Annotated in this window: 20 protein-coding genes and 1 pseudogene; 8 read left to right on the top strand and 13 right to left on the bottom strand. The window is 72.1% G+C overall.

The window, feature by feature from the left end; translation table 11 throughout:
• Nucleotides 1-177: 177 nt before the first annotated feature.
• Entirely contained in the window at nucleotides 178-1,617 is a 1,440-nt protein-coding gene (gndA, locus tag ACSU6M_RS29510) for an NADP-dependent phosphogluconate dehydrogenase (protein ID WP_437073748.1), read from the top strand.
• Nucleotides 1,618-2,105: 488 nt separating this feature from the next.
• On the opposite strand, the gene ACSU6M_RS29505 is transcribed toward gndA, so the two are convergent.
• From ACSU6M_RS29505 to ACSU6M_RS29485, 5 genes are all read right to left on the bottom strand, one after another.
• Nucleotides 2,106-2,774, bottom strand: a complete 669-nt coding sequence (locus ACSU6M_RS29505; protein ID WP_437073747.1) for an aspartate/glutamate racemase family protein — start codon at nucleotides 2,772-2,774, stop codon at nucleotides 2,106-2,108.
• A gap of 15 nt (nucleotides 2,775-2,789) precedes the next feature.
• Nucleotides 2,790-3,143 (bottom strand): GNAT family N-acetyltransferase, encoded by a 354-nt coding sequence (locus tag ACSU6M_RS29500; protein ID WP_437073745.1) that lies wholly within the window; start codon nucleotides 3,141-3,143, stop codon nucleotides 2,790-2,792.
• Between the two features lie 77 nt (nucleotides 3,144-3,220).
• Entirely contained in the window at nucleotides 3,221-3,640 is a 420-nt protein-coding gene (gene panD, locus ACSU6M_RS29495; RefSeq protein ID WP_437073743.1) for an aspartate 1-decarboxylase, read from the bottom strand.
• 226 nt (nucleotides 3,641-3,866) lie between these two features.
• A complete protein-coding gene (locus ACSU6M_RS29490; RefSeq protein WP_437073742.1) occupies nucleotides 3,867-5,207 on the bottom strand; it encodes an NAD(P)/FAD-dependent oxidoreductase in 1,341 nt (446 codons plus the stop codon).
• Between the two features lie 75 nt (nucleotides 5,208-5,282).
• On the bottom strand, nucleotides 5,283-5,972 hold the full coding sequence (locus ACSU6M_RS29485) for a transporter (RefSeq protein WP_437073740.1): 690 nt from the start codon (nucleotides 5,970-5,972) through the stop codon (nucleotides 5,283-5,285).
• Between the two features lie 353 nt (nucleotides 5,973-6,325).
• Here ACSU6M_RS29485 and ACSU6M_RS29480 point away from each other — a divergent pair, with 353 nt between their 5' ends.
• Nucleotides 6,326-6,937 carry a TetR/AcrR family transcriptional regulator gene (locus ACSU6M_RS29480; RefSeq protein WP_437073738.1) on the top strand — a complete coding sequence of 204 codons (612 nt, stop codon included), beginning with the start codon at nucleotides 6,326-6,328 and terminating at the stop codon, nucleotides 6,935-6,937.
• Between the two features lies 1 nt (nucleotide 6,938).
• Here the strand turns inward: ACSU6M_RS29480 and ACSU6M_RS29475 are convergent, their stop codons facing one another.
• The 6 genes from ACSU6M_RS29475 to ACSU6M_RS29450 all read right to left on the bottom strand — a co-directional run bounded on the left by ACSU6M_RS29475 (nucleotide 6,939) and on the right by ACSU6M_RS29450 (nucleotide 14,954).
• Nucleotides 6,939-8,402, bottom strand: coding sequence for an aldehyde dehydrogenase family protein (locus ACSU6M_RS29475; protein ID WP_437073736.1), 1,464 nt, complete (start codon nucleotides 8,400-8,402; stop codon nucleotides 6,939-6,941).
• 39 nt (nucleotides 8,403-8,441) lie between these two features.
• Nucleotides 8,442-9,539 carry a Zn-dependent alcohol dehydrogenase gene (locus tag ACSU6M_RS29470; RefSeq protein ID WP_437073734.1) on the bottom strand — a complete coding sequence of 366 codons (1,098 nt, stop codon included), beginning with the start codon at nucleotides 9,537-9,539 and terminating at the stop codon, nucleotides 8,442-8,444.
• Between the two features lie 61 nt (nucleotides 9,540-9,600).
• Nucleotides 9,601-12,126: an AMP-binding protein gene (locus ACSU6M_RS29465; protein WP_437073733.1), complete on the bottom strand. Its 2,526-nt coding sequence runs from the start codon at nucleotides 12,124-12,126 to the stop codon at nucleotides 9,601-9,603.
• Nucleotides 12,123-12,929 (bottom strand): gamma-glutamyl-gamma-aminobutyrate hydrolase family protein, encoded by an 807-nt coding sequence (locus ACSU6M_RS29460; protein ID WP_437073732.1) that lies wholly within the window; start codon nucleotides 12,927-12,929, stop codon nucleotides 12,123-12,125. The genes ACSU6M_RS29465 and ACSU6M_RS29460 overlap by 4 nt, the downstream gene beginning before the upstream one ends.
• Nucleotides 12,926-14,299 carry a glutamine synthetase family protein gene (locus tag ACSU6M_RS29455; protein WP_437073731.1) on the bottom strand — a complete coding sequence of 458 codons (1,374 nt, stop codon included), beginning with the start codon at nucleotides 14,297-14,299 and terminating at the stop codon, nucleotides 12,926-12,928. The genes ACSU6M_RS29460 and ACSU6M_RS29455 overlap by 4 nt, the downstream gene beginning before the upstream one ends.
• Nucleotides 14,292-14,954, bottom strand: coding sequence for a hypothetical protein (locus ACSU6M_RS29450; protein WP_437073730.1), 663 nt, complete (start codon nucleotides 14,952-14,954; stop codon nucleotides 14,292-14,294). Before ACSU6M_RS29450 ends, ACSU6M_RS29455 begins: the two co-directional genes overlap by 8 nt.
• A 312-nt stretch (nucleotides 14,955-15,266) precedes the next feature.
• Here ACSU6M_RS29450 and ACSU6M_RS29445 point away from each other — a divergent pair, with 312 nt between their 5' ends.
• From ACSU6M_RS29445 to ACSU6M_RS29425, 5 genes are all read left to right on the top strand, one after another.
• Nucleotides 15,267-16,229: an alpha/beta hydrolase gene (locus ACSU6M_RS29445; RefSeq protein ID WP_437073729.1), complete on the top strand. Its 963-nt coding sequence runs from the start codon at nucleotides 15,267-15,269 to the stop codon at nucleotides 16,227-16,229.
• A gap of 203 nt (nucleotides 16,230-16,432) precedes the next feature.
• Entirely contained in the window at nucleotides 16,433-18,091 is a 1,659-nt protein-coding gene (locus ACSU6M_RS29440; RefSeq protein ID WP_437073728.1) for a flavin-containing monooxygenase, read from the top strand.
• Nucleotides 18,088-18,468, top strand: coding sequence for a hotdog domain-containing protein (locus ACSU6M_RS29435; RefSeq protein ID WP_437073726.1), 381 nt, complete (start codon nucleotides 18,088-18,090; stop codon nucleotides 18,466-18,468). Before ACSU6M_RS29440 ends, ACSU6M_RS29435 begins: the two co-directional genes overlap by 4 nt.
• A gap of 7 nt (nucleotides 18,469-18,475) precedes the next feature.
• Nucleotides 18,476-19,843, top strand: coding sequence for a flavin monoamine oxidase family protein (locus ACSU6M_RS29430; RefSeq protein WP_437073724.1), 1,368 nt, complete (start codon nucleotides 18,476-18,478; stop codon nucleotides 19,841-19,843).
• A gap of 209 nt (nucleotides 19,844-20,052) precedes the next feature.
• Nucleotides 20,053-21,285 carry an acyl-CoA dehydrogenase family protein gene (locus ACSU6M_RS29425; RefSeq protein ID WP_437073723.1) on the top strand — a complete coding sequence of 411 codons (1,233 nt, stop codon included), beginning with the start codon at nucleotides 20,053-20,055 and terminating at the stop codon, nucleotides 21,283-21,285.
• An 18-nt stretch (nucleotides 21,286-21,303) separates the two neighbouring features.
• Here the strand turns inward: ACSU6M_RS29425 and ACSU6M_RS29420 are convergent, their stop codons facing one another.
• Nucleotides 21,304-22,041 carry a gamma-glutamyl-gamma-aminobutyrate hydrolase family protein gene (locus ACSU6M_RS29420; RefSeq protein ID WP_437073721.1) on the bottom strand — a complete coding sequence of 246 codons (738 nt, stop codon included), beginning with the start codon at nucleotides 22,039-22,041 and terminating at the stop codon, nucleotides 21,304-21,306.
• A 30-nt stretch (nucleotides 22,042-22,071) separates the two neighbouring features.
• Nucleotides 22,072-23,559: an ethanolamine permease gene (gene eat / locus ACSU6M_RS29415; RefSeq protein ID WP_437073719.1), complete on the bottom strand. Its 1,488-nt coding sequence runs from the start codon at nucleotides 23,557-23,559 to the stop codon at nucleotides 22,072-22,074.
• Nucleotides 23,560-23,795: 236 nt separating this feature from the next.
• On the opposite strand from eat, the pseudogene ACSU6M_RS29410 reads away from it, so the two are divergent.
• A pseudogene (locus tag ACSU6M_RS29410) lies at nucleotides 23,796-25,164 on the top strand (glutamine synthetase family protein).
• The last annotated feature ends 95 nt before the right edge of the window (nucleotides 25,165-25,259 follow it).

Raw genomic sequence — 25,259 nt, 5'->3', positions numbered from 1 at the left:
ACCGGCGTACGCACGCTGAGGCAGCCGCCCGCCGCCGTCCGTACAAGGGTCCGGGAGTCGCACGTGCGGTGGGGCAACGCCCCGTCGCGACGGCCCCAGGGGTGATACTGGCGATCACGCCCCGCGCAGTACTCAGGGCCCACCAGGAGCCACCGGAATCTTCTAGGAGCAGGCGGTATGAGCACTTCAGCCCAGATCGGCGTCACCGGACTCGCGGTCATGGGCCGCAACCTCGCCCGCAACTTCGCGCGCAACGGCTACACGGTCGCGGTGCACAACCGGACGCCGGCGCGCACGCGCGCGCTGGTCGAGGAGTTCGGGAGCGAGGGCGAGTTCATCGCGGCCGAGACCGCCAAGGAGTTCGTGGCGGCCCTGGAGCGGCCCCGCCGCCTGGTGATCATGGTGAAGGCCGGTGAGCCGACCGACGCGGTGATCCAGGAGTTCGCGCCGCTCCTGGAGCCCGGCGACATGATCATCGACGGCGGCAACGCGCACTTCGCGGACACCCGGCGCCGGGAGCGGGATCTGCGCGAGCAGGGCATCCACTTCGTCGGCATGGGCGTCTCCGGCGGCGAGGAGGGTGCGCTGCACGGGCCGAGCATCATGCCGGGCGGCCCCGTCGAGTCGTACGACTCCCTCGGCCCCATGCTGGAGAAGATCTCCGCGAAGGCCGCCGACGGGGCGCCCTGCGTCACGCACGTCGGTCCGGACGGCGCCGGGCACTTCGTGAAGATGGTGCACAACGGCATCGAGTACGCCGACATGCAGCTGATCGGCGAGGCGTACCAGCTGCTGCGCGATGTCGCCGGGTACGAGCCCGCGCGGATCGCGGAGATCTTCCGGACCTGGAACACCGGACGGCTGGACTCCTACCTGATCGAGATCACGGCCGAGGTGCTGTCGCACGTGGACGCGGCGACCGGCAAGCCGTTCGTCGACGTGGTGGTGGACCAGGCCGAGCAGAAGGGCACGGGGCGGTGGGCCGTGCAGATCGCGCTCGACCTCGGGGTGCCGGTCTCCGGCATCGCCGAGGCGGTCTTCGCCCGCTCCCTCTCCGGGCACGCGGCGCTGCGCGAGGCGTCACGCGGGCTGGCCGGGCCGAAGGCATCGCCGCTGGGCGAGGCGGAGGCGGGGGCGTTCGCCGACCGGGTCGAGCAGGCGCTGTACGCGTCCAAGATCGTGTCGTACACCCAGGGGTTCCACGAGATCGCCGCGGGCAGCGCCGAGTACGGCTGGGACATCGACCTCGGCCGGGTCGCGTCCATCTGGCGGGGCGGCTGCATCATCCGGGCGGCGTTCCTCGACCGCATCCGGGCGGCCTACGACGCGCGCGCCGATCTGCCGAGTCTGCTGTCCGACGCCGATTTCGCCCACGAGATCGCCGACGCGCAGGACGACTGGCGCGAGGTGATCGTCGCGGCGACCCGGCAGGGGGTGCCGACGCCCGGCTTCTCGGCGGCGCTGGCGTACTACGACGCGCTGCGGGCCGAGCGGTTGCCTGCGGCGCTCACGCAGGGGCAGCGGGACTTCTTCGGGGCGCACACGTATCGGAGGGTGGATCGGGAGGGGGCGTTCCACACGCTGTGGGGTGGAGATCGCGGGGAGGTGTCCGCGTAGCGGTTCGGGAGGTTTCGGTGCCCGGCGGGCGCGGGTTCGTTGTGGCAGGCCGCGCCCGCGAGGCGGTGCCCCTCATGCCGGTAGGGTCCGCGCCCCCTTGGCTGCGTTGCTCCTCCGTTGGCTCCAAAGGGTGACTGGGGGGTCGGCCCACGGGTACGCGTGGGAGTAGTCCAGAGGCCATGCCCGTGTCTGTGATGTGCCGGAGGGCGTCATGACCGAACCTCGTCCTGATCCTGTGCCGCCTGGGCCGCCGCCCGATCCGGTGCCGCCCGGACCGCCGCCCGACCCGGTGCCGCCCGGACCGACACCCGGGCCGCAGCCGTATCCGGAGCCGACGCCGCCGCCCCCGCCGCCGGCGCCCGGGCCGCCACCGGGCCCTGGACCGGTGCCGGGCCCCGATCCGGTGCCGGGGCCGCCGGATCCCTCACCGATCCCGCCGGGGCCGGAACCGCCGCCGAACCCGGAGCCGGGGCCACCTCTGAGCTGAGTCAGAAGGCCCCGGCCGCCCTGTTCGCCGCCCCGGCCGCTCCGGCCGCGCACGCCGCCGCCGCGAGGCCGGGGCGGGGGCTGGAGAGGACCGGTACGCCGGTGGTCGTCAGGGCCTGCGCCGGGGCCATGGATGCCTGGGCGAGGACGATCGCGTCGGCGTCGGTGACCGCGTCGGCCGCGGCGGCGACCAGACGGACGTAGCGCTCGGTGTCGCCCACCTCGAAGTGCGCCCAGGCGCCGTCGACGAGCCGGGTGCGTACGGTGACCACGCGTCCGGCGCGGCGGGCCTCCTCGTCGATCAGGTCGGCCGTCGGCTTCAGCGTGCTCGCCAGTGCGGCGAGGACGACCACGCGACGGCCGGCCGCGACCGCGGCGGCGGCCATGGGGCGGTCGACGCGCAGTACGGGCACACCGGCCGGCGCGGCGGCCGCCTCGGCGACGCCGCCGATGGTGGAGCAGGTGCACAGCACGGCACGCGCGCCGTCGGCGACGGCCCGCTCGACGAGGGCGCGCACGTCGGCGGCGACCGCCTCGGGGCCGTGGGCGCGGGCCCTGGCCAGCAGGTCCTCGTCGACGAGGTGACGGAGCCGGAGGCCGGGCCGCGTCTCGTCGCGCAGGGCGTCGAAGACGGGGACGTGGACGGGCGAGGTGTGCAGCAGGGCGAGCATCGGCGGGGTGCCGTCTCAGAAGCGCCCGGGGTGGGCCCTCAGCCACTCCTTCGCCGCGCGCAGCAGCTCGGGAGCGGCGGCCGGGGCCTCCTCGGGGTGCCGGGCGGCCCACTTCACGACGTACGGGCACAGCGGGGCCACCGGGACGCCCTCGCGCGCGGCGAGGGCGTACAGCTCGCGGGCGAGCGAACCGGCGATGCCCTGGCCCTCGTGGGCGGGCTCGACGATGGTGTGCACGGGCACCAGGGCCCGCTCGGGCGCTTCGAGCACGAAGTACTCGATGTGGCCGACGACCTCACCACCGCCGTCGCCGCCGAACGCCTCCAGGCGTCCCGCCGCCCGGTCGTCGCGGATCTCGATGTCGCTCATGGGGCACTCCTCGTCGAACGGGCGGGCGGACGCGCCGACCCTCGAGGCGACGGAGCGGGTGCCGGGCGGCCCCGTGCTCAGACCGTGACGGCGTGCGGGCTGCGCCGCTGGTCGGAACCCGGAACCGGCTCACCCGCGTCCGCGCCCAGGGCCACGATCCGGTTGTCGCCGTCCACGTGCACGACCCGCGGCTTCAGCTCCCGCGCCTCGGCGTCGGTGACCTGAGCGTAGCTGATGATGATCACCAGATCGCCGGGATGCACCAGATGGGCGGCGGCCCCGTTGATCCCGATCACCCCGGACCCCCGCTCCCCCTCGATGACGTACGTCTCCAGCCGGGCGCCGTTGGTGATGTCCACGATGTGCACCAGCTCACCCGGCAACAGGTCCGCGGCGTCGAGCAGATCCGCGTCGATGGTCACCGATCCCACGTAGTGCAGGTCGGCCTGGGTGACGGTGGCGCGGTGGATCTTGGACTTGAACATGGTTCGAAACACGGAGACTCCCGATGTGTCTGCTCCCTGCCTGCTCTGTGCAGGTCAAGGGCGGAATTCGGAGCGTACAACGATTCGGATGGCGGGTCAGCTGCCGACCGGTGTTCCGGGGCTCACACTGGCACTTGGCCGAGCTCATGACGGGGTGCGCCGGGTGTGGGGACCGGTGGGCCGCGGTGGTGGAGGGCATCGCCTTGAGGGGGAGGAACGGTGGTGAGGGTGTCGGGGGTCAGGGTGTCGTGGCTCGGCGGGCGTTGTTTCGGCTGCCGTTGATCAGGTCGTTGAAGCGGTCGACGGCCCAGATGGTGCGCAGTCCCAGGGGGCTCATCATCACCGGACGGGGGAAGGCCGGGTTCTTCTTCCAGACTCCGTCCAGGTCCTCGTGGCGTTCGCCGTCGACGATCAGGTCGGCGATGAGGGAGCCGAGGTAGGGCGCCTGGGCCAGGCCGTGGCCGTTGCAGGCGATCGAATAGTGGACGGTGTCGCCGATCTGCCCGGCGAGGGGGAGCCAGGTGGAGGTGATGGCGATCCATCCGCCCCAGGCGCGAGCGATGGCGATGTCGGACAGGGCCGGGAACCGGGTCGCGAAGGCGTGGGCGAGTTCTTCGACGAGGGCGGGGTCGGGTGTCCTCTGTGGGAGGGGATACGTCGTGCCGCGCTGAAGGCGTCGGACGCCGAAGACGATGGTGTTCCGCGGTGTCAGGCGGTAGTTCTCCATGATGGCGTGCTGGGTCACGAGGCCGGACCGACTGGTCCAGCCCAGGGCCGCCAGGCGGGCGGGGTCGATGGGCTCGGTCTCCACCTCGGCGACGTAGAGGGGCACGGCCAGCCGTGGCGGGGTGATGTCCCACTCCCCCGCGTAGGCGTTCGTCGCCAGAACCACCTTGTCCGCCCGCACCTTGCCCCGTGCGGTGGTGAGGACGACCTGGCCGCGGTCGCGCGTGACGTCGGTGACCTTGGTCCGCTCGAAGACGCGCGCGGACGAGCCGAGCAGTGCGCGGCGCACCCCCAGGGTGAACAGGCCGGGATTCAGCATGCCTCCGACCTTCTCGCGCATCCCGCCGAGAAATCCCCGCGGGATGCCAAGCTCTTCGCTCGTGCCCAGCTCCACCTGGCAGCCGGCCCGCTGGAGGATCTTGGTCACCCGGCGCACGCGGCCCATCTGGCCACGCGACACCGCCGCGAAACAATTGCCCGTCGGTTCGTAGTCGCAGTCGATGCCGTGCGTCGTGATGAGGTCTTCCACGTGGTGCGCGGCGCGCTCGGCGAGCCGGATCAGGCCGGGCATCTTCGCGCGGTGGAGCAGGTTGAGGAGCTGGAGGTCGCCGCCCGGAGCGCCCGCCACCTGCCCCGCGTTGCGCGAACTGGCGCCGTGACCGCAGAACTCGGCCTCAAGCAGCACCACGTCCCGGCCGCGCTCGGCCAGTCGCAGCGCCGTCGACATGCCTCCCAGGCCGCCGCCGACCACCGCGACCTCGCAGGCCAGGTCGCCCCTCAGGGCCGACCGGATGTCTGCGGGCGGGTCGATCCAGCCGGTGAAGGTGGTGTACTCGACGTTGTCGGTCTTCATGTGATCGCTCCTCGCGAACCTGCTCTGATCCTTGGTGCGTTGCTCAGGCCCTCGCGCCCTCAAGCCCTGACGCCCCTACGCCCTCACGCCTTCAGGCCCGACCGGCGTCGCACCCGTCGCCGCGTTGTGGTGGTGCAGAGCGCGGTAGGCGAAGAAGTACACGCACATCTGGAATCCCCAGGTGGCCAGCGCGGCCGTGTAGAAGATGGTTCGGTGCTCGTCGTCGCCCGGGATCGGGAAGAAGTCGTAGGTGATCGCGATCGCCGAGGCCACAGCGGTCGCCAGCCCGGCGCCGACGGCGAGGCGCTTGGCGCCGATCTTCCAGAGCCGCCACGAGAAGTAGGCCAGGAAGAGGGTGGTGAGCACGTTGACGACGACATAGAACGTCGCCGGGCCGACGTGGAGTTGGTGGCCGCGGAACTGCTGGAGATACAGGCCGGCGCCGGTGGCGAGGGCGAACACGCCGACGTCCACCGCGACCGTCGGCTTGTAGCGGTGCGTCACGGCCATCAGGCCCATGACGAGAATGAGGGTGATGCCGACGGAGCGTGAGAAGGCGTCGAAGAAGTATGCGACGTTGTACAGGAAGCTGCCCTCGTCGCCGCTCAGCAGGGCCCAGAGCAGGAAGTTGGAGCCCGAGGTGGCGACGATCATCCATTCCAGGCCGAGCAGGTAGTTGCCGTAGCGCCTGATGAACTGCCATCCGAAGTAGAAGCCGGCGAAGATCATCCAGAGATCGGCCAGCAGGAAGAGCAGATCCTTCATGTCCTTGATTCCTTCGGGTGATGCCTTCGGTGCTGTGCGAAGGCGGTGAGATCGGGATCGGGGCGTCGCCCGCCTCGGCGGGACTCGCAGATCCGGATGCGAACCGGCTGGGGCCGATGCGTCTGCGACGCGCCGACCGGAGTGAGCGCTCGGTCCGGAGTGAGTGCTCGGTCCGGAGTGAGCGTTCGGTCGACGAAGGCGGCGGACCACGCTTCACGCTACGGCAGAGTTGGTCATGCGTTCAAGACATATGACTAAGACGCTTGCCACCGGGCCGCCGACGCGGCTGTTAGGCTGGTCAGCGACTTAATCAAGCGTCCAACTCCGGGGGCGCCCTGCAACGGGAGGAACTCGTGGCACGTCGGATCTCCGTCGCCCAACGGCGCAGCGACTTCATCAACGCCGCTGTGGAGGTCATCGCGACCCACGGCATCGACGGCGCGACGACCCGGCGGATCGCCGAGCAGGCCCAGGCGAACCTGGCGATGCTGCACTACTGCTACGACTCCAAGGAGGACCTCTTCGCGGACGTCTACGCGTTCGTGTCCGGCAGGTTCCGCGAGGTGGTCGAGGGCATCGACCCGCGCTCCGATCTGAAGGACACGGCGCGTCAGCTGCTGCGCGGTGTCATGGAGTGCTACCTGGAGTCGGCCAGCTTCACCGCGGCCACCATCGAGCTCATCAGCTGGGCGCGGCGGCAGCACGGAGAGCGCGGCATCGCGGTGTACGACCAGGCCCTCGAGACGGTGCGCGCCGTGCTCCGCGAGGCGTCCGCCGACCAGCCGGTCGAGCCGGAGACCATCGACCAGATCGCCTATGTCATCGCCACCCTGGCCGACGGTTTCGCCGTGAACTGGTTCACCTACGGGGACCGGGACGCCGCCACGCGGCACATGGACATCACCGCCTCCGTCCTCGACGGCTGGCTCGCGGCCCGGCTGGGACCCGCGCCCGCCGCACCCTGAGTCACAACGGCAGGTCGGGCGAGTCGACGCCGACGACCCGGTCGCCGCAGAAGACGCGGACCGACTCCGCCGGTCCGTGGCCGCCGATGCCGGCCGGGCCCCAGAAGCTCTGCGCCGACTCCTCACCGAGGTCCGCGAGCTTGGCGCCGTTGACGCGCACCTCGCCGGCGACGACGCGGGAGCCGATGTCGATCGCGCGGTCGGTGTCGGCGCCGAACACATAGGCGTCGAGGCCCGAGGGATGGGCGTTGGCGAGACGCAGCGCCTGCTCGGCGGAGTCCACGGCGTGCAGGGAGACGAGCGGGCCGAACAGCTCGGCGGTGGCCCGCGCGGGGTCGGCGCCGGCGGCGACCGTCGGCGACAAGAAGAAGCCGTCCAGCTCGGGCAGCCGGGCGGGCCGGTGGATGCTCGCCCCGAGGCTGCGCAGACCCTCGATCCTGCTCTGGAGGGTCTGGAAGTGCGGCGCGTTGGAGATCGGCCCGATCTCCGTCTCCTCGTCCAGGGAGTGACCGACGACGAGCTTGGAGATCCGCTCGGTCAACGCCTCCAGAAGAGGCCCGGCCAGGCTGCGGTGCGCGAGGATCTTGCCCGGCCCCTCGCACCACTGCCCGTTGAGCTTGGTCATGCCGTCGAGGATGCCGTCGGCGGTGATGTCGAGGTCGGCGTCGTCCAGTACGAGCACCGGATTGTTGCCGCCCAGCTCCAGCTGGAGGACCTTGAAGTCCTCCGCGGCGGCCCGTGCGATGGCGCGGCCGGCGCCCGGTCCGCCGGTGAACGAGACGATCTTGACGCGCGGGTCGGCGGTCAGCCTGGCGCCGATGTCGCCGCCGCCGTGCACCAGTTGCAGCGCGCCGCTGGGCAGACCGGCCTCGACGAAGCATTCGACGATGATCTGCGCGCTGCCGGGCGCGTGCTCCGAGGGCTTGAGGAGGACGGGGCAGCCCGCCGCCATCGCGCTGGCGATCTTCGCGGCGGGAATGAAGCTCGGACCGTTCCACGGCGTGAGAATCGCGGCCGGCCCCCACGGCACCTTGTGCAGGCGGACGTCGCGGCCGCCGGCCGCCAGCGCGGTGACGCGCGGGATGGTCACCAGGTCGGAGGCGGCCGCCCGGATCCTCGCGGGCAGGAAGGCCGCGACCTTGCGCGTGACACCGATGGGTGTGCCGCTGGTCAGCGAGTCCGTCCGGGCGATCTCCTCGGTACGGGTCTCGATGATCGCGGCGACACGCTCCAGCACGGCGGCGCGCTCATGCCGGGCGTCCTCGTCCCAGCGGCCGATGTCGTACACGCGTTCCGCGTGCCGCAGCGCCCGCTCGAGGTCGCCGGGTGTCGTCGTGACGCCGCGGTGGAAGGGTTCGCGCGTGTTGGGGTCGACGTTCCAGACGTCGTCGACCGTGCGGCACTCGCTCCACTCGTCGGCGATGTAGTTCACCGGCTGGGGGATCGTGATCTCGTTGCTCGCCATAAGGTGCACCTCTGCGTTCGGTCGTCGGTCGCTCGTCGCTCAGGACTGGAGGTCGACGACGATGCGGGTCACGTCTGCGGACCTCATCGCCTCGAAGCCCTCGTTGATCTCGCCGAACGGGACGACGCGGGTCACCATCTCGTCGAGCAGCAGGCGGCCCTGCTGGTAGAGGCGGGTGAGCTGGAGGATGTCCTGCCGGGCCTGCCCCGAGCCCATGTAGGAGCCGATGAGCCGCTTCTCCTCGAAGAAGAAGTCCGAGGCCGGGATGCTCAGTTCGGTTCCTTCGGGCGCGATGCCGACCAGGCAGGCGGTGCCCGTCGGGCGCAGGAGGGCCACGGCCGTCGCCGCGGTACGGGCCGAGCCGACCGCCTCGAAGGCGTAGTCCACTCCGTCGCCCAACTGGCGGTGCAGTTCCGCGACGACGTCGCCGCTCGCGCCGTTGACGACGTGGGTGGCGCCGTAGCCGCGCGCGGCCTTGAGCCGTGCGTCGTCCAGGTCGATCGCGACGATCGCGGACGCGCCGGCGAGCCTGGCCCCCTGGATGATGGCCGATCCGACGCCGCCGCAGCCGATGACCGCCACCGTGCTGCCCGGCCGAACCCGGGCGCCGCGGAAGACGGCGCCGACGCCGGTGATGACACAGCAGGCCAGGAGGCACCCCACGGGCAGCGGTACGTCGTCGGGGAGCTTCACCAGAGCGTTCTCCCGCATGAGGGTGTGCCGGGAGAACGCCCCGATGTCGCCGAGCCGTTCGATCGGCCGGCCGTCCGTGGTGAGGAACGCGGGCCGCGGTCGGCGGCGTATCTCCTCGACGCGCCGGCACTGGGTCGACCGTCCCGCCTCGCAGTTGACGCAGCGGCCGCAGGAGGGGGTCAGCGCGCCGACCACGCGGTCGCCGGGGCGCAGGCCGGACACCTGCGTCCCGACCGCCTCGACCACGCCCGCCACCTCGTGGCCGACCACGACCGGCAGGCCGGTCGGGACCGTCCCCGTCATGTAGTGCAGGTCGCTGTGGCACAGCCCGACGTTGGTGACCGCGACGCGCACTTCCTGCGGCTCGGGGTCGTCGACTCGGATGGCGGTCAGTTCGAGCGGTTCGCCGACCGCGGTGAGTACCGCGGCCTGGGTGTCGATCATGTCGACGTCCCCTCTGTCGGTTCCTGTGGCATGGGTGTGTGGTGACGGGGGTGGGCGCGGCTCACGCGCCGGTGCCCCGGGCGGACCAGAAGCCCTTGATCCCCGCGCTGAGGGCGCCGCTCTCCCACGCCGCGCGCGCGGCGAGGTCCTCGCGGGCGAACGCCGCCTCGATCTCGTCGGGTTGCGGGCGCAGCAGGGCCAGGTGGAGGGCGGTCGTGTTGCCCTCGGGCGTCCAGGCGAGGACGGTGTCGACGGCCCGGCCGATCAGGGCGCCGGGCTCGACGATCTCGTCCAGGAGCCCGATCCGCAGCGCCTCGTCGGCCCGGATCCGGGGCGATCCGAGCACCAGGCGCATCGCATGGCCGCCGACCAGGCGCCGGAGCAGCACGCTGGAGGCGTTGGAGATGGTCAGGCCCCGGCCGTTCTCCGGCTGGTAGTACTCCGTCGCCGGTGTCCCGATGCGGGCGTCGCAGCACAGGGTGATCTCCGAGGCCCCGCCGACCGCGAGTCCGTTGACCGCCGCGACGACCGGTACGCGGGTCTGCAGGACGGCGCGGGTGATGTCGTGGAAGCTCTCGAACGCCTCGCGGACCTCGGCGTCCGTGGTCGGCGGGGACTGGAGGTCCTCCCCGGCGGAGAAGGCCCGCCCCTCGCCGGTGAGCACGAGGCCGCGCACGCGCTCGCCGGTGCCGAACTCACGGACGAGTCTTGCCAGTTGCCGCCGGGTGGCGACGTCCATGGCGTTGAGCTTCTCGGGGCGCCGCAGCGTCAGCACGGCGACCTCCCGCACGACGTCCACGTCCAGGAATCCTCCGCCGGAGGCCGCACGCGCCCCCGTCGTGCGGCGCCGGGCGCCGAGGTCGTACGTCACTCCGGGACGCTTCGCGGCACGGGCCTTGAGGGCCGGCTTGGAGATGCGCTCGGACGGCGTCCGGGGGAAGCCGTCGACGAACTCCACATAGCGGGGCACCTTGAAGCGGGCCAGCTCCTTGCCGGCGCGCTCGACGATCTCCTCGGCCGTCGCACGGCTCGCCGGCACACAGGGCGCCAGCTGGACGAATGCCTTGACCTCCTCGCCGAGGGTGTCGTCGGGTTCGGCGACGACCGCGGCCGCCACGACCACCTCGTCGCGCTCGAGGGCGGCCTCGACCTCGACGCTCGCGACGTTCTCGCCGCCGCGGCGCACCATGTCCTTGATCCTGCCGACGAGTTGGATGCCCCCGTCGGGCCGCCGGACGACGAGGTCACCGGTGTGCAGCCAGCCGTCGCGCAAGACCCTGGCCGTGTCCTCGGGCCGGTTCCAGTAGCCGCTCATCATGGGCCTGCCCTTGATGACCAGCTCGCCGGGTTCGCCGTCCGGCACGTCGGTGCCGTCGGGGCCGACGACACGGATCTGCTTGGTCGGCACCGGCTGCCCGAGGCTTCCGCTCCCGACCGCGCCGGTGTCGGTGAGCGGGCTGAACAGGTCGACGCCGGACTCGGTCATCCCGTAGATCTCCCGCCACGGCGCGCCCCACCGCTCCTCCAGTTGGGCGTGCAGGGCGACGGGGATGCCCGAACAGAGCACCTGGCGCACGGCGTTGTCGCGGTCCTCGGGCACGGGCGGCTGCTTGAACAGCAGCGTGGGCATCGACCCGAGGACGTAGAAGAAGGTCGTGCGGTGCCGGCGGACGTCGGCCATGAAGGTGGACGCGGAGAAGCGGGGCAGCACGACGAGCGGGGCCCCGACCGTGAGGGCGAGCGCCGTGTTCCACTGGGGGTCCATGTAGGAGAACGGCTGTGCCGTCAGGAGCACGTCCTCGGTGCCGAGTCCGGTCACCGCCGCGCAGATCCAGGCCAGCCGGACCCAGTAGTCGTGGGTGAGCATGCACGCCTTGGGGAAACCGGTCGTGCCGGAGGTGTACTGGAGGTTCGCCAGTGTCCCGGCGCCGACCGGCACCTCGGGTGCCGTCCGCGGGAAGGGTGCGGACCCGTCGTCGGCGACGTCGACGACCCGCAGCCCGGCGAGCCCGTCCTCGGTCGCGGCGACATCGGCGATCAGCCCGGCCCGGTCGGCGTCGGTGAACGCGACGCGCGCGCCGGAGTCCTTCAGGACGAAGGCGAGATCGCCGCGCCGGTAGGAGGAGTTGACGGGTACGGCGACCGCACCCGCCTTGAGGGCGGCGAGCCAGACGACGGGCCAGTGCACGACGTTCGGAAGCATGATCGCGATCCGGTCGCCCGGCTCGATGCCGTCACGCTCGATCAGCCGGTGTGCCAGCCGGGAGGTCCAGGCGTCGATGTCGGCGAAGCTCCAGGAGCGGTCGCCGAAGCGCAGGAACTCCCCTTGCGGTGTGTCCTGTGCGCGCCGGGACAGCAGTTCGGTCAGGGTCGGGACGGCGGGGTCCTCGCCGATCCGTCCGGGCTGTACGGCCGGCAGGGGGCGCGAGAGCGGGGGATCCGCCTGCACGTCCTGCAGGGGGCGCGCGTCCGGGCGGCCCGCCTGCTCGACCGGCAGGGGGCGCGCGTCCGGGCGATCCGCCTGTACGTCCTGCGGGGGGCGCGCGGGCGGGGGATCCGCCTGCTCGACTGTCACGTTGTCCGTCATCGCACGCTCCTGTGCGTCGGTTCACCGCGGGCCGCGAGCAGCTTCGCCGCGGCCCCCACGATCCACGTCATCGTCGGGTCCTCGCTCTTCATCCACTCCGGGTGCCACTGGACTCCGAGCACCGGGGCACCGGGGAGTTCCACCGCCTCGATCACGCCGTCGCTGGTCCGTCCGGTCACCACCAGCCCGGTGCCGCAGCGGTCGACGGCCTGGTGGTGCCAGGAGTTGGTCATCGTGCGCTCGCCGAACAGGCCGGCGGCGAGCGAGCCCTGCTCGAAGGTCACGAGGTGATCAGCGGTGCCGTCGGTCGGGGCGGTCTCGGCGGACAGGTGGCTCACGGGTCCGGGCGGAAGGTCGGCGACGAGGGTGCCGCCGAGGGCGACGTTGAGCACCTGGAGGCCGCGGCACACCCCCAGCACCGGAATGCCCCGCTCCAGCGCGGCGCGGACGAGGCCGGTCTCGTACGCGTCCCGAGCCGGGTCGTGGACCATCGGGTTGGTCCGCGGATCGATGTCGCGGACCACGGCCGTGTCGCCGCCCCAGCAGGCCGGATGGACGTCCTGTCCGCCGGTGATCACCACACCGGACAGCCACTGGCAGACCTCCCGCGCATCCGTGTCGTACGACAGGTGCACGGGAAGCCCGCCGGCCTGCGCGATGCGGGTGGCGAAGTCCGACATGTAGCTGTCGGTGCAGCGGTCGCCGTACCGCGCGTCGGCTCCCGCGATCAGGTCCAGCCGGTACCGCCGCCCGGTGACGCCGATCAGCGGGCGCACCGGGACGGCCTCCTCGCGCGCGCTCACGGCAGTTCGAAGTAGCGCGTGGACTCCCACTCGGAGAGTTCGGCGAACGGGTCGCCGCCGGTGGTGTGGAACTGCATCCACTCCCATCTGCGCGAGGCGATCCAGCAGTCGACGAACTCCTCGCCGAGCAGCTCGCGCAGGACCAGGTCGGCCTCCAGGGCCGCCGCGGCCTTGGTGATGGTGTCGGGGATCCGGTCGACGCCCAGCCCCGGCGGCAGGCACCAGGCCATCTCGGTGACCTGCTCGGGCGGGTCGGTCTTCCGCTCGAGACCGGCGATGACGCCGGCCAGCACAGTGGCGAGCGCGAGGTAGAGGTTGGCGTCGGCGCCCGGCAGGCGGTACTCCAGGCGGGAGTACCGGGGGTGCCCGCACACGGCGCGCACCGCGGCCGTCTTGTTGCTGATGCCCCAGCTGATGGTGACGGGCGGTCCGCTGAGGTCGACCAGCCGCCGGTACGAGGTGATCTGCGGCAGCACGATCGAGGTGGCGCCCTCCATCGTCGCCAGCAGCCCGCCGATGGCGTGCAGCATCGTGTCCGACGGTCCGTTCTCGGCGTAGAAGGCGTTGGCGCCGTCGCGCTGCAAGGAGAGGTTGATGTGGGACGCCTGGCCGTAACCGGCGGTGGGCTTGGCCATGAAGGTCACGCTGTGCCCGCGCTCGAAGGCGACCTCGCGCATGATCTGGCGGGTGCGGGCCCAGGCGTCGCCGATGCCGATCGGGTCGCCCGGTGCGAGGTTCAGCTCGATCTGGCCGGCGGCGTCCTCGTCGCTCCACGCCTCCCAGGCGATGCCGACCTCGTCGAGGCGGTCGGCGACGGCGTTCATGTAGCCGGTCCAGTCCGCCGACTTGGCCAGGTGGTACGCCGTGCCCGCGCTGCCGCCCAGGGGGGTCAGGTCGCGGTATCCGCGGGCCCGCGCCTCGTGGATCGGCTCCTCGAAGACGGTCGCCTCGATCTCGACCGCGACGGTGGCGGTGAATCCGTGGGCCGCCAGCCGCTCGGTCATCCTCCGCAGGAGGTTGCGCGGACAGAGCGGGACCGGCCTGCCGTCCTTGAGCCAGTAGTCGCCGATGACCGCGTGCAGGCCCGGCGTCCACTCGACCAGGGTCGACAGGTCGGGGCGGAGGTAGACGTCGTCGAGGTGGCCGCGCCAGGCGGGGTGGGCGGCGCCGAAGACGGGGAGGTTGCCGAGGTCGAGGCCGAACAGGAGGTCCGCGAAGGGGAAGCCCGCGTCCTTGCCCGCGGCGAACTTCCCGGGCGAGACGTTCTTGCCGAGGAAGCACCCTTCCGGGTTGGTCGCCTCGAGCCGGACGGCCCGTGCGCCCGAGTCGCGGTGCGGCGCGCTGCTGGCCGGGATGCGCAGGTCAGACATCGTAACGAACCTTCCAGGAGGCGCCGACCATCACGGACAGCTGGGACATGGTGCCCTGGATGCCCAGGGCGCCCGAGGACAGGACGGCGACGAGGTCGTCGGCGCCGGAGAACACACCGGCGAGCGTCTCGGGCGCTCCGGCGATCAGGTACTGCGTGGGGCCGTCGCCGAACACCGCCTGCTCCAGGCCCTCGGGCCCTTCGGTGACCGCGATCAGCACGTCGGGGATGCCCGGCAGGGGGCGGGCCGCGTCCCAGAACCGCTGAGCGGCCTCCCGCCACTCGGGCAGCGGCGGCGTGAGCGCCCGCAGGACGCCCTCGGCGAGGTCGGTGTCGCCGGAGGGGTCCGCCGTGGGCGTGAAGCGCGCGCCGAGGTCGACGGTGAGGGCGGCGTCCGGCTCGGCCGGGGCGCCGCCGGCGACGTCGATCCCGCCGTCGCCGAAGGTGATCGTCGCGGTCTGGGGGGTGTCGTGGGAGCGGATCGCCACGGTGCCGGCGTGTCTGGCCAGGGTGTCGAGCGCATGCCCGGTCCGGACGGCGTCACGCAGGGTGCGGCCGATCAATCGCACGAGGGGACTGGCGTCCTCCTCGATCCTTACGTCGACCGCCGCGGCACCCGCCGGGGTCGACGTGGGGGCCGTCATCGTCTCGGCCATCCTTCGGTCCTTTCGCCTTCACGAGCCGCACGACACGCAAGGCGCCGCACAGTCTCTGGAATCCGCGATGTCTCGGTCACGACGTCTTGATCACGACGTCGATCAAGGCGTCGATCACGGCGTCTCGTTCACGACGTCTCGATCACGACGTCTCGATCACGACGTCCCGATCACGGCGACGCCCTGATGACCACGTCACGACGTATCGGCCGCGATTTCTTAGTCATCTGACTCAAACGCGTGACTAGGATGGTGGGGCACGGCTCACACCGTGTCAACACCTTCCTGTCACCTCGCCGAAAGGCTCCGCACATGACCGAGCCGGTCCCTCCGGGCTGGGAGCGCCTGGACGCCGTCGCCCTGTCCGTCGCCCGGCTGATCGCCGGGACCCTGACGACTCCGCTCCGCGAGCTGGGGGTCCGGACGGCGCGCGCACTGCTGGCGAGCGCGCCGTCCGACCGCCCGCTCACCCCCCTCGACCGGGTCGAGGAGGTGGCGGTGCCGACCCGCTCCGGCCCGCTGCGGGCGCGCCTCTACCACCCGCCCGCCCCGCCGGCCGCGGAACCGCGGCCGGCGCTGCTGTATCTGCACGGCGGCGGCTTCGTGCTCGGCACCCTCGACGGAGTCGACGAGGTCTGCCGCGCCCTTGCGGCCCGCTCCGGGTGGGCGGTGCTGTCCCTGGAGTACCGGCTCGCCCCGGAGCACCCCTATCCGGCGGCCCTGGAGGACGCCCTCGACGCGCTGGCCTGGCTGCGCGGACCGGCCCAGGAGGCGGGCATCGACCCGGACCGGATCGCCGTCGGCGGCGACTCGGCGGGCGGCAACCTCGCCGCCGCGCTCTGCCTGCGCCTGCGGGACGGCGGGCTGCCGCTGCCGGCGGCGCAGATCCTCGTCTATCCCGCGGTCGACGACCGGTTCGCGGCGCCGTCGTGGACGCAGTTCGCCGACGCCCCCCTGCTGACCACGGCCGACGCGCGCTGGCTCTGGGAGCAGTACGTCGACCCCGGCCGCGTCGACCAGTACGCGGCCCCGATGAAGGCGGCGTCCCTGCGCGGGCTGCCGCCGGCGCTGGTCCTCACCGCCGAGGTGGACCCGCTGCGCGACGACGCCGAGGCGTACGCCGAGCGGCTGCGGCGCGACGGCGTCCCGACGACAGCGGTGCGCCACTCGGGCGTGTTCCACGGCTTCTTCACCGAGGTCGGCACCTTCACCCAGACCGACGCGGCGATCGACGACGTGGTGCGGCATCTGCGCGGTGTCGCCACCGGCACGTGACGGCCGACCGGGCGTGACGATCGCCGCGCGTGACGACACCCCCCGCGTGACGACCACCCGCGCGTGACGATCACCCGCGCATGACGGCAGGCCGGGCATTGACGGGGTAACCGTCCGTAGCTACATTCTTAGTCATCCGACCTAGACAGATGACTACCTCCGTGCGCCCGTCACGCCCCCCGGACCACGAGAAGGCAGAGACCATGACTGACACCCGCCCCACCGCCCCGGTCGTCGATGTCCTGTGCATCGGCGCCGGGTTCTCCGGCCTCTACGCGGCCTACAAGGCGTCCGAGCAGGGCTGGACCGTCGCCGGGTTCGAGACCGCCCCCGACGTCGGCGGCACCTGGTACTGGAACACGTATCCGGGCGCCCGGTGCGACGTGGAGAGCGTCTACTACTCGTACTCGTTCAGCGAGGAGCTCCAGCAGGAGTGGACCTGGAGCGAGCGCTTCGCCCCGCAGACGGAGATCCTGGCCTACATCAACCACGTCGCCGACCGCTTCGACCTGCGCCGGCACTTCCGCTTCAACACCAAGGTGACCGCGGCCAACTGGCTGGCGGACGAGCGCCTTTGGGAGCTGACCCTCGACTCCGGCGACACCTGCCGGGGCCGCTACCTGCTGGCCGGCTCGGGCGGACTGTCGACGCCGAAGGACGTCGACGTACCCGGCATGGAGAACTTCACCGGGCTGACGGTGTCGACGAGCCGCTGGACGATCGCGCTCGACGAGCTCGCCGGCAAGCGGGTCGCCGTCATCGGCACGGGCTCGTCGGGCGTGCAGTGCATCCCGCTCATCGCCGAGGTGGCCGCCCACCTGACCGTGTTCCAGCGCACCCCCAACTACGTCTTCCCCGCCCGCAACGCCCCGCTGCCCGCGGAGACCGTCGCCGAGATCAAGGGCAACTACCCCGCGATCCGCGAGGAGTGCCGGCAGTCCCCGGGCGGCATCCCGGACCGCCCGGTGACCGACTGCGCCTTCGACGTCTCCGACGAGGAGCGCTGGGAGCGCTACGAGCGGGCCTACGAGCGCAGCGGATTCCTCGGCGTCGGCGCGGAGTTCGCCGACCTGCTCACCAACCCGGCGGCCAACGAGACCGCGGCGGAGTTCGTGCGGCACAAGATCCGTCAGATCGTCCGTGATCCGCGGACCGCGGCCCTGCTGGAGCCCCGCTTCCACCCGCTGGGCGCCAAGCGCAGCTGCTTCGGAACCGACTACTACGAGACGTTCAACCGTCCGAACGTCTCGCTCGTGTCGCTGCGCGAGGAACCCATCACGACCATCACCTCCGGCAGCATCGTCACGGAGGGCGGTTCCTACGACGTCGACGCCATCGTGCTCGCGATCGGCTTCGACGCCTTCACCGGGCCCCTGTACGCGCTCAACATCACCACGCCTTCGGGCAGGCTCCAGGACGCGTGGCGCGACGGCGTACGCACCTACCTGGGCATCATGACCGCGGGATTCCCCAACTTCTTCATGATCGGCGGCCCCCAGAGCCCCGCCCTCGCGAGCAATGTCGTCGTCACGATCGAGCAGGCGGTCGACTGGATCACCGACCTGATCGCCCATGCCAAGGAGGAGGGCGGCGACGTCGTCGAAGCCACTCCCGAGGCCCAGGACGACTGGGTGACCATCACCGAGGCCACCGTCGGGCAGACGCTGTACGCGACCACCGACTCCTGGTACCGCGGCTCCAACGTGACCGGCAAACCGACCACGTTCCTCGGCTACGTCGGCGGTGTCGGCAAGTACCGCCGCATGTGCACCGAGATCGCCAAGCGCGGCTACCCCGGTGTCCGCATCGGCGGCGAGGCCGTCGCCCGCCGGATCGGCCGCATCGACGAGGAGATCGCGTGAAGGTCGTCCACCAGCGCTACGTCGCCCACTCCGACGCCCACTACGCCGGCAACCTCGTCGACGGCGCGTACAGCCTGAAGCTGTTCGGGGACGCCGGAACTCACCTGGCGATCACCGTCGACGGCCACGAGAGCCTCTTCGCCGGATACTCCTCGGTCGAGTTCCTCGCGCCGGTCCGCGGCGGGGACATCGTCGAGGTCGAGGCGCGCCTCGCCGCGCGGGGCAGGCGGAGCCGGACGGTCGAGTTCGAACTGCGCGTCATCTGCCGGTCCGTGGACGAGACCGGCCGGGCGGAGGTGCTCGCCGAGCCCATCGTCGCCACGCGTGCCCGAGGGACGGGCGTCGTCCCCGCCGGCGCGATCCAGAACGGGAGTTGAAGCAGCTATGGACACATCGAGCGGCGTACGCGAAGAGACCTGCGAGGTCGTCGTGGTCGGTGCCGGCATGGCGGGGCTGACGGCGGCGACCACGCTGACCGGCAGGGACGTGGTGGTGCTGGAAGCCTCCGGCCGGGCCGGGGGACGCGTGGAGTCGGTCCGCCGGGGCGACTACTGGATCAACCTGGGAACGCAGTTCACCGAGGGAACCGGAACCCTGATCGAAGCCCTCGAACGCCACCGCATCCCCATGGGGACGCTGGCGGGCAAGAAGGTCGCCCTCGCGCTCAACGGCAAGCAGGTCGACACCTCCAATCCGTTCGCCCTGATGCTGCGCTCCCGGATGACCTTCATGGACCGGGTCGGGCTGGCGGCCGTCGGCGCCCGCATCCTCGCGGCCGTGCCGTTCCTGGCGATGAACCCCGGCAACCCGCTGGCGAAGCGGGTCCGGGCGGCACTCGACGCCCGCCCCGCCTCGTACGTGCTGCGCGGCATCCGCTCCGACGTCGCGCGGGCCATGGTCCGGTCCTGGTCCGGGCAGTGGATGGGCTGCGAGCCGGAGGAGACGGCGGCGACCCAGTTCGCGATCTCGATGGGGATCCTGCTGACGGACCCGGCGAAGGTGCCGAACTTCTCCCTGCCCGAGGGAGGGAACCAGACCCTCACCGACGTCCTGGCCGCCGACCTCGGCGACCGGCTGCGGCTGAACTCGCCGGTGCGGTCGGTGGAATGGACCGAGGACGCCGTCGTCGTGGACTACGCGGACGAGAACGGACCGGCGCGGATACGCGCCCGCCGCGCGATCGTGGCCGTTCCCGGCGACGTGGCGGTGAAGATCATGCCGGGCCTCCCGCCCCGGTACCGCGCGGCGTTCGAGGACATCCGCTACGGCCGGTACGTGGTGGTGGGCTACTTCACCCGCGAGGAGGGACCGCAGCGCTGGGACGACCACATCGCCGTCTCGACGCCGCAGCTGTCCTTCCAGGCGATGTTCAACCATGCCGCGGCGCAGCGCGGTCCCGGCCCGCGCACACCGGGCGGCGCGCTGGCCTGCTTCGCGGGCGGCGCGGCGGCCGACCGGCTGTTCGAACTCACCGACGAGGAGATCCTCGACCGGTTCACCGGCGACCTCCTCTCGCTCTACCCCGAGCTGGAGGGGAAGCTCGACGACGGGATCGTGCGGCGTCACCACCGGGTCGTGCCGTTCTGGGCACCCGGCGGGCGCGCCTCGCTGCCGACGCTGCGCCGGCCCCTCGGCCCCGTCCACCTGGCCGGCGACTACCAGCTCGACATGCCCTCACTCGCCGACGCGGCCACGTCCGGCGAGCGGGCCGCGACGCAGGCGCTGGCGAGCCTGACGCGCCCGACGCGCTGACCCGCCCGGCGCGCCGGCCCCTCCGACGCGCCGACCCCTCCGACGCGCTGACCTCTCCGACGCGCACCGCACCCCCCGGCCCCGCCGACCCTTCGGCGCGCACCGCCCCCCGCCGCGCCGACCCTCCAGCGCACGCCGCGCCGACCCTCCAGCGCGACCGCACTCCCCCGCCGCGCGCTCCCCGCCACACCCTTGCGAAGAAGGTGCCCATGCCTGCCCCCCAGTCCCCCGCCCGTCAGGCGGACCGGCTCTACCACGACCTCCTCTCCCCCGACGAGACCCGCGAGGTCCGCGACCGCGCGCGCAAGACCGCCGCCGATGTCGTCGCCCCCGCCGCACGCCGGATCGCCGACGGCGACGAGCGCACCGACGGCTTCCCCCGCGATGTCTTCGACGGCCTCGCCGCCGCCGGCCTGTTCCGGGTGCCGTTCGCCGCCGAGGTCGGCGGGGACGGCCTCGCGCACCCGGTCACGGCGACCGCCGTCGCCATCGAGGAGCTGGCCTACTACTCCAGCAGCGTCGCGGCGGTCTTCGACGTCCACTGCATCCTCGCCGGCAATGTGCTGACCCACGGCACCGCCGCCCAGCGCCAGAGGTGGCTGCGACCGGTGGCCGAGGGCTCGGTCGTGGGCGCCTTCGCCACCACCGAGCCCGAGGCGTCCTCCGACCTCAGTCCGCAGGCGGTCCGGACGGTCGCCGTCCGGCACGGTGACACCTGGGTGCTCAACGGCCGCAAGCGCTGGATCTCCAACTCCCCGGTCGCGGGCTTCGTCGTCACCCTCGCCCGCACCGGCGAGAGGCTGTCGATGTTCATCGTGGACACCTCTCTGCCGGGAGTGCGCGTCGGCGAGCCCGACCGGAAGATGGGCAACCGCGGCCAGCTCACCGCCGACGTGTGGTTCGAGGACGTCGAGCTGACGGACGACTGCCTGCTCGGCGGCGAGCCCGGACACGGGCTGCGTCACGCCCTCGCCACCCTCACGCTCGGCCGCATCGGCATCGCCGCCGCCGGTGTCGGCATGGCGCAGGCCGCGTTCGACCACACCGTCGCCCATCTGTCGAGCCGGGAGGCGTTCGGCCGGAAGATCGCCGCCAACCAGCACTGGCAGTTCCTCCTGGCCGACCGCGCCACGGAGATCGAGAACGCCCGCACCCTGTATCTGAAGGCCGCGCTGCGCCGTGACGCCGGCGAGGTGTTCCCCGAGCCGGAGGCCGCGATGGCCAAGCAGTACGGAAGCCGGCTCGCCGTCGACATGGCACGCGACGCGGTCCAGGCGTTCGGCGGCCTCGGCTTCGCCCGGGAACTGGGCGCCGACGGAACTCCGGGTCCCGTCGAGGCGATCTACCGCGACAGCAAGATCGGCGAGATCTACGAGGGCACCAACGAGATCCTGAAGTGGGTCATCGCCCGTACCGTCTTCGGCAAGGAGATCACCGGCTGAGCCCCGCGGACCGCACCCTCACCTCCCCACCCCGTGGTGGGCCTGCCGTCCCCCTCGCCTCGCGGCGGCGACCAGCGCCTGCATGACGCGCGGGTCGTCGCCGGCCTCCGGGTGCCACTGCACGGCGAGGGTGAAGGCGTGCGCCGACGGCAGTTCGATCGCCTCCACGGTGCCGTCCTCCGCGTGGGCGCACGGCAGCAGTCCCCGTCCGAGCATGTCCACCGCCTGGTGGTGGTACGTGGGCACGCTCACCTGGTCGGGAACGGTCTCGGCCAGCAGGGTGCCGGGGACCGGTTTCACCGTGTGCCGGGCGAACACTCCGGGCGGGCCGCAGTGGCCGCCGTGCCCCACCTGGTCGGGCAGATGCTGGACGAGGGTGCCGCCCAGGGCGACGTTGAGCAGTTGCAGGCCCCGGCAGATGCCCAGCAGCGGCTTGCCGGCCTCCAGGGCCGCCCGGACGAGGGCCAGTTCCCAGGCGTCGCGCTCCGGGTGGGCCGGTCCGGTCCTCGGGTGCCGGTCGGCGCCGTAGTGCGCGGGGTCCACGTCCGGGCCGCCGGCGATGACGAGTCCGTCGAGGCGGGCCACCACCGTCTCGGCGGCGGCGGGGGCGTCGGGCGGCAGCAGCGCGGCGAGGCCGCCCGCGTTCTGCACGAGCCGGTGATAGGCGGCCGGCAGGACGGCGGCGGGCTGGTCCCACACTCCCCAGCGCACGGAGGATTCCAGGTAACTGCTGACGCCGATGAGGGGCTTGGACACGGTGCTCCGATCTGGTGCGGTGTACGGGGCTCAGTCGCGTTCGAGTTCGGCCTCGGCCGCGGCCAGCGCGGCGAACTCCTCCTCGGGCGCGGAGGCGACGAGGCGGTGCCGGCTGTAGAGGGCGAAGTAGGCGAGCGCGGCGGCGTAGACGCCGAGGGCGATGAAGGCCGCGGTCTTGTCCACGAGGAAGGTCGCGGCGAGCGCGGCGCAGGCGAGCACCAGGGCGACGGAGGAGGTCACGGTGCCTCCCGGAGTGCGGTAGACCCGCGGCAGGTCGGGCTCGCGGCGGCGCAGCACGATGTGGGACAGGGCCATCAGGGCGTAGGAGATGGTCGCGCCGAAGACGGCCACGTTGAGCATGCGGGCGCCGTCGCCGGTGCCGGCGGCGAGGGCGAACCCGATCGCGCCGGGGACCAGCAGGCCGAAGTAGGGGGCCTTGCGGCGGCTGGTGAGGGACAGGAACCGGGGCAGGTAGCCGGCCCTGGACAGGGCGAACAGCTGCCGTGAGCCGGCGTAGATGAGGGAGAAGAAGGAGGCGACGAGCCCGGCCAGGCCCGCGTAGTTCACGAACCGGCTGAGCGTGGTCGGCTCGCCCGAGCCCTCCAGTGCCGCCACCAGGGGGTTGCCGGCGTCCTTGACCGCGGCGGAGCCCTGCGCGCCGGTGGTGGCGACGAAGGTGAGCACCGCGAGGACGAGCAGGATGCCGATGGACAGGGCCATCGCCTTGGGCAGTGTGCGTGCCGGGTCCTTGGTCTCCTCGGCGGCCAGCGGCACGCCCTCGACGCCCAGGAAGAACCACATGCCGAAGGGCAGGGCCGCCCAGATGCCGAGGAGGCCGTACGGCAGCCAGGAGTTGGCGCCGAAGGCCGAGTGGTCCACGGGGATGTCGTTGAGCCGGCTCGCGTCGAAGTCCGCGAGGGCCCCGGCGACGAAGACGATCAGGGCGGCGACCGCGATGCCGGTGACGACGAAGCTGAAGCGCAGGGCCTCGCCGACGCCCCAGAGGTGGATGCCGATGAAGAGCACGAAGCAGGCCAGGTAGACGGGCCAGCCGGAGTTCAGTCCGAAGAGGTTCAGGGATTCGACGTAGTCGCCGATGAAGATGGCGATGGCGGCCGGCGCGAGCACGTACTCGATCAGGATGGCCGTGCCGGTGAGGAATCCGCCCCAGGGGCCGAGCGCCCGGCGGGCGAAGCCGTAGCCGCCGCCCGCCGTCGGCAGGACCGCCGCCATCTCCGCCTGGGAGAACACCAGACAGGTGTACATCAGACCCATCAGGGCGGCGGCGACGGCGAGCCCGCCGAAACCGGCCTCGCTCAGACCGAAGTTCCAGCCGGCGAAGTCGCCGGAGACGACGTAGGCCACGCCCAGTCCGGTCAGCAGCAGCCAGCCGGCGCTGCCGCGGCGCAGGGTGCGCCGTTCCAGATAGGCGTCGCCCGAGGGTGATGCCGCGGAGTCCGCGTCTGCGGGCGGCGCTGAGGAGGATGCCGTTGTGCGCGGGTGGGTTCCGTCGGCCATGAGCCGCTCCCTGCCTCGAATCAAAGGTTTGGGGCCACACCTTTGCCCTACGGACGCCCGAGCGCAAGACCCCTGAATGTCAACGGTCGGTTACATCGATCTTCGCCGAGCGCGTCCCCGCCACCCCCTTCCCAACCAATGGTTCCTGTGCATACCTTTACCCCATCCGGTGCGGCACCCGTGGGAGACGGGCCCCGGATCTCCCAGTTCCACGACTGACGCCAGGAGGCATTCCCGTGGCCGACCGTACGCCCCCGCTTTCCGTCGAGGAGCTGAGGAGACTCGTCGACTCCGGCGAGATCGACACCGTGGTCCTCGCCTTCACCGACATGCAAGGACGGCTCCAGGGAAAGCGGTTCGCCGCACGCTTCTTCCTCGACGACGCCCTCGACCGCGGCACCGAGGGCTGCAACTACCTGCTCGCGGTCGACACCGACATGAACACCGTCGGCGGCTACGCCATGTCGTCCTGGGAGCGGGGCTACGGCGACTTCGCGCTGCACGCCGACCCCGCCACCCTGCGCCGCACCCCGTGGGACCCGGGCACCGCGCTCGTCCTCGCCGACCTGGCCTGGCACGACGGCACCCCGGTCGCCGCCTCCCCGCGCCAGATCCTGCGCCGCCAGCTGGACCGCCTCGCCGAGCACGGCTGGACCGCCTGCGCGGGAACCGAACTGGAGTTCATGGTCTTCCGCGACACCTACGAGGACGCCTGGTCACGCGGCTACCGGGACCTGACCCCGGCCAACCAGTACAACGTCGACTACTCCGTCCTCGGCACCGCACCGCGTCGAGCCCCTGCTGCGCCGCATCCGCAACGAGATGGGCGCGGCCGGGATGACCGTGGAGTCCGCCAAGGGCGAGTGCAACCTCGGCCAGCACGAGATCGCCTTCCGCTACGACGAGGCTCTCACCACCTGCGACCAGCACGCCGTCTACAAGACCGGCGCCAAGACCATCGCCGCGCAGGAGGGCATGGCGCTGACCTTCATGGCGAAGTGGGACGAACGCGAGGGCAACTCCTGTCACATCCACCTGTCCCTGCGCGACGAGGCCGGACGGCCCGTCCTGGCCGACGACACCGGTGAGTACGGGATGTCCGGGCTGATGCGGCACTTCCTGGCCGGCCAGCTCGCCGCCCTGCGCGACTTCACCCTGCTGTACGCGCCGAACATCAACTCCTACAAGCGCTTCCGCCCCGGCTCCTTCGCGCCCACGGCCGTCGCCTGGGGCCCGGACAACCGCACCTGCGCGCTGCGGGTGATCGGGCACGGCCCCGCCCACCGGTTCGAGAACCGGTTGCCCGGCGGTGATGTGAACCCCTATCTCGCGGTCGCCGCCATGGTCGCCGCCGGTCTGCACGGCGTCGAGCAGGGACTGGAGCTGCCGGAGCCGTGCACCGGCAACGCCTACGGCGGGGACGCCCGGCATGTGCCGACCACCCTGCGGGAGGCGGCCGAGCTGTGGGAGAACAGCGCGATCGCCCGTGCCGCCTTCGGTGACGAGGTCGTCGAGCACTACCTCAACATGGCGCGCGTCGAGCTGGACGCGTTCGACTCCGCCGTCACGGACTGGGAACGCTTCCGCTCCTTCGAGCGCCTGTGACCCGCGCCGCGCACCACCCCGCCCCCGCCTCGGCGCCCTCGCCCTTTCCCCTCCCCCCGCCCTCTGCGATCCGCAACCGCGTCGCCCACCCTGGA

Source organism: Streptomyces sp. enrichment culture, assembly GCF_964272895.1.
Taxonomy (GTDB): domain Bacteria; phylum Actinomycetota; class Actinomycetes; order Streptomycetales; family Streptomycetaceae; genus Streptomyces.
Note: the sequence above shows the minus strand (reverse complement) of the source record. Positions and strands in the feature narration are given on the sequence as shown.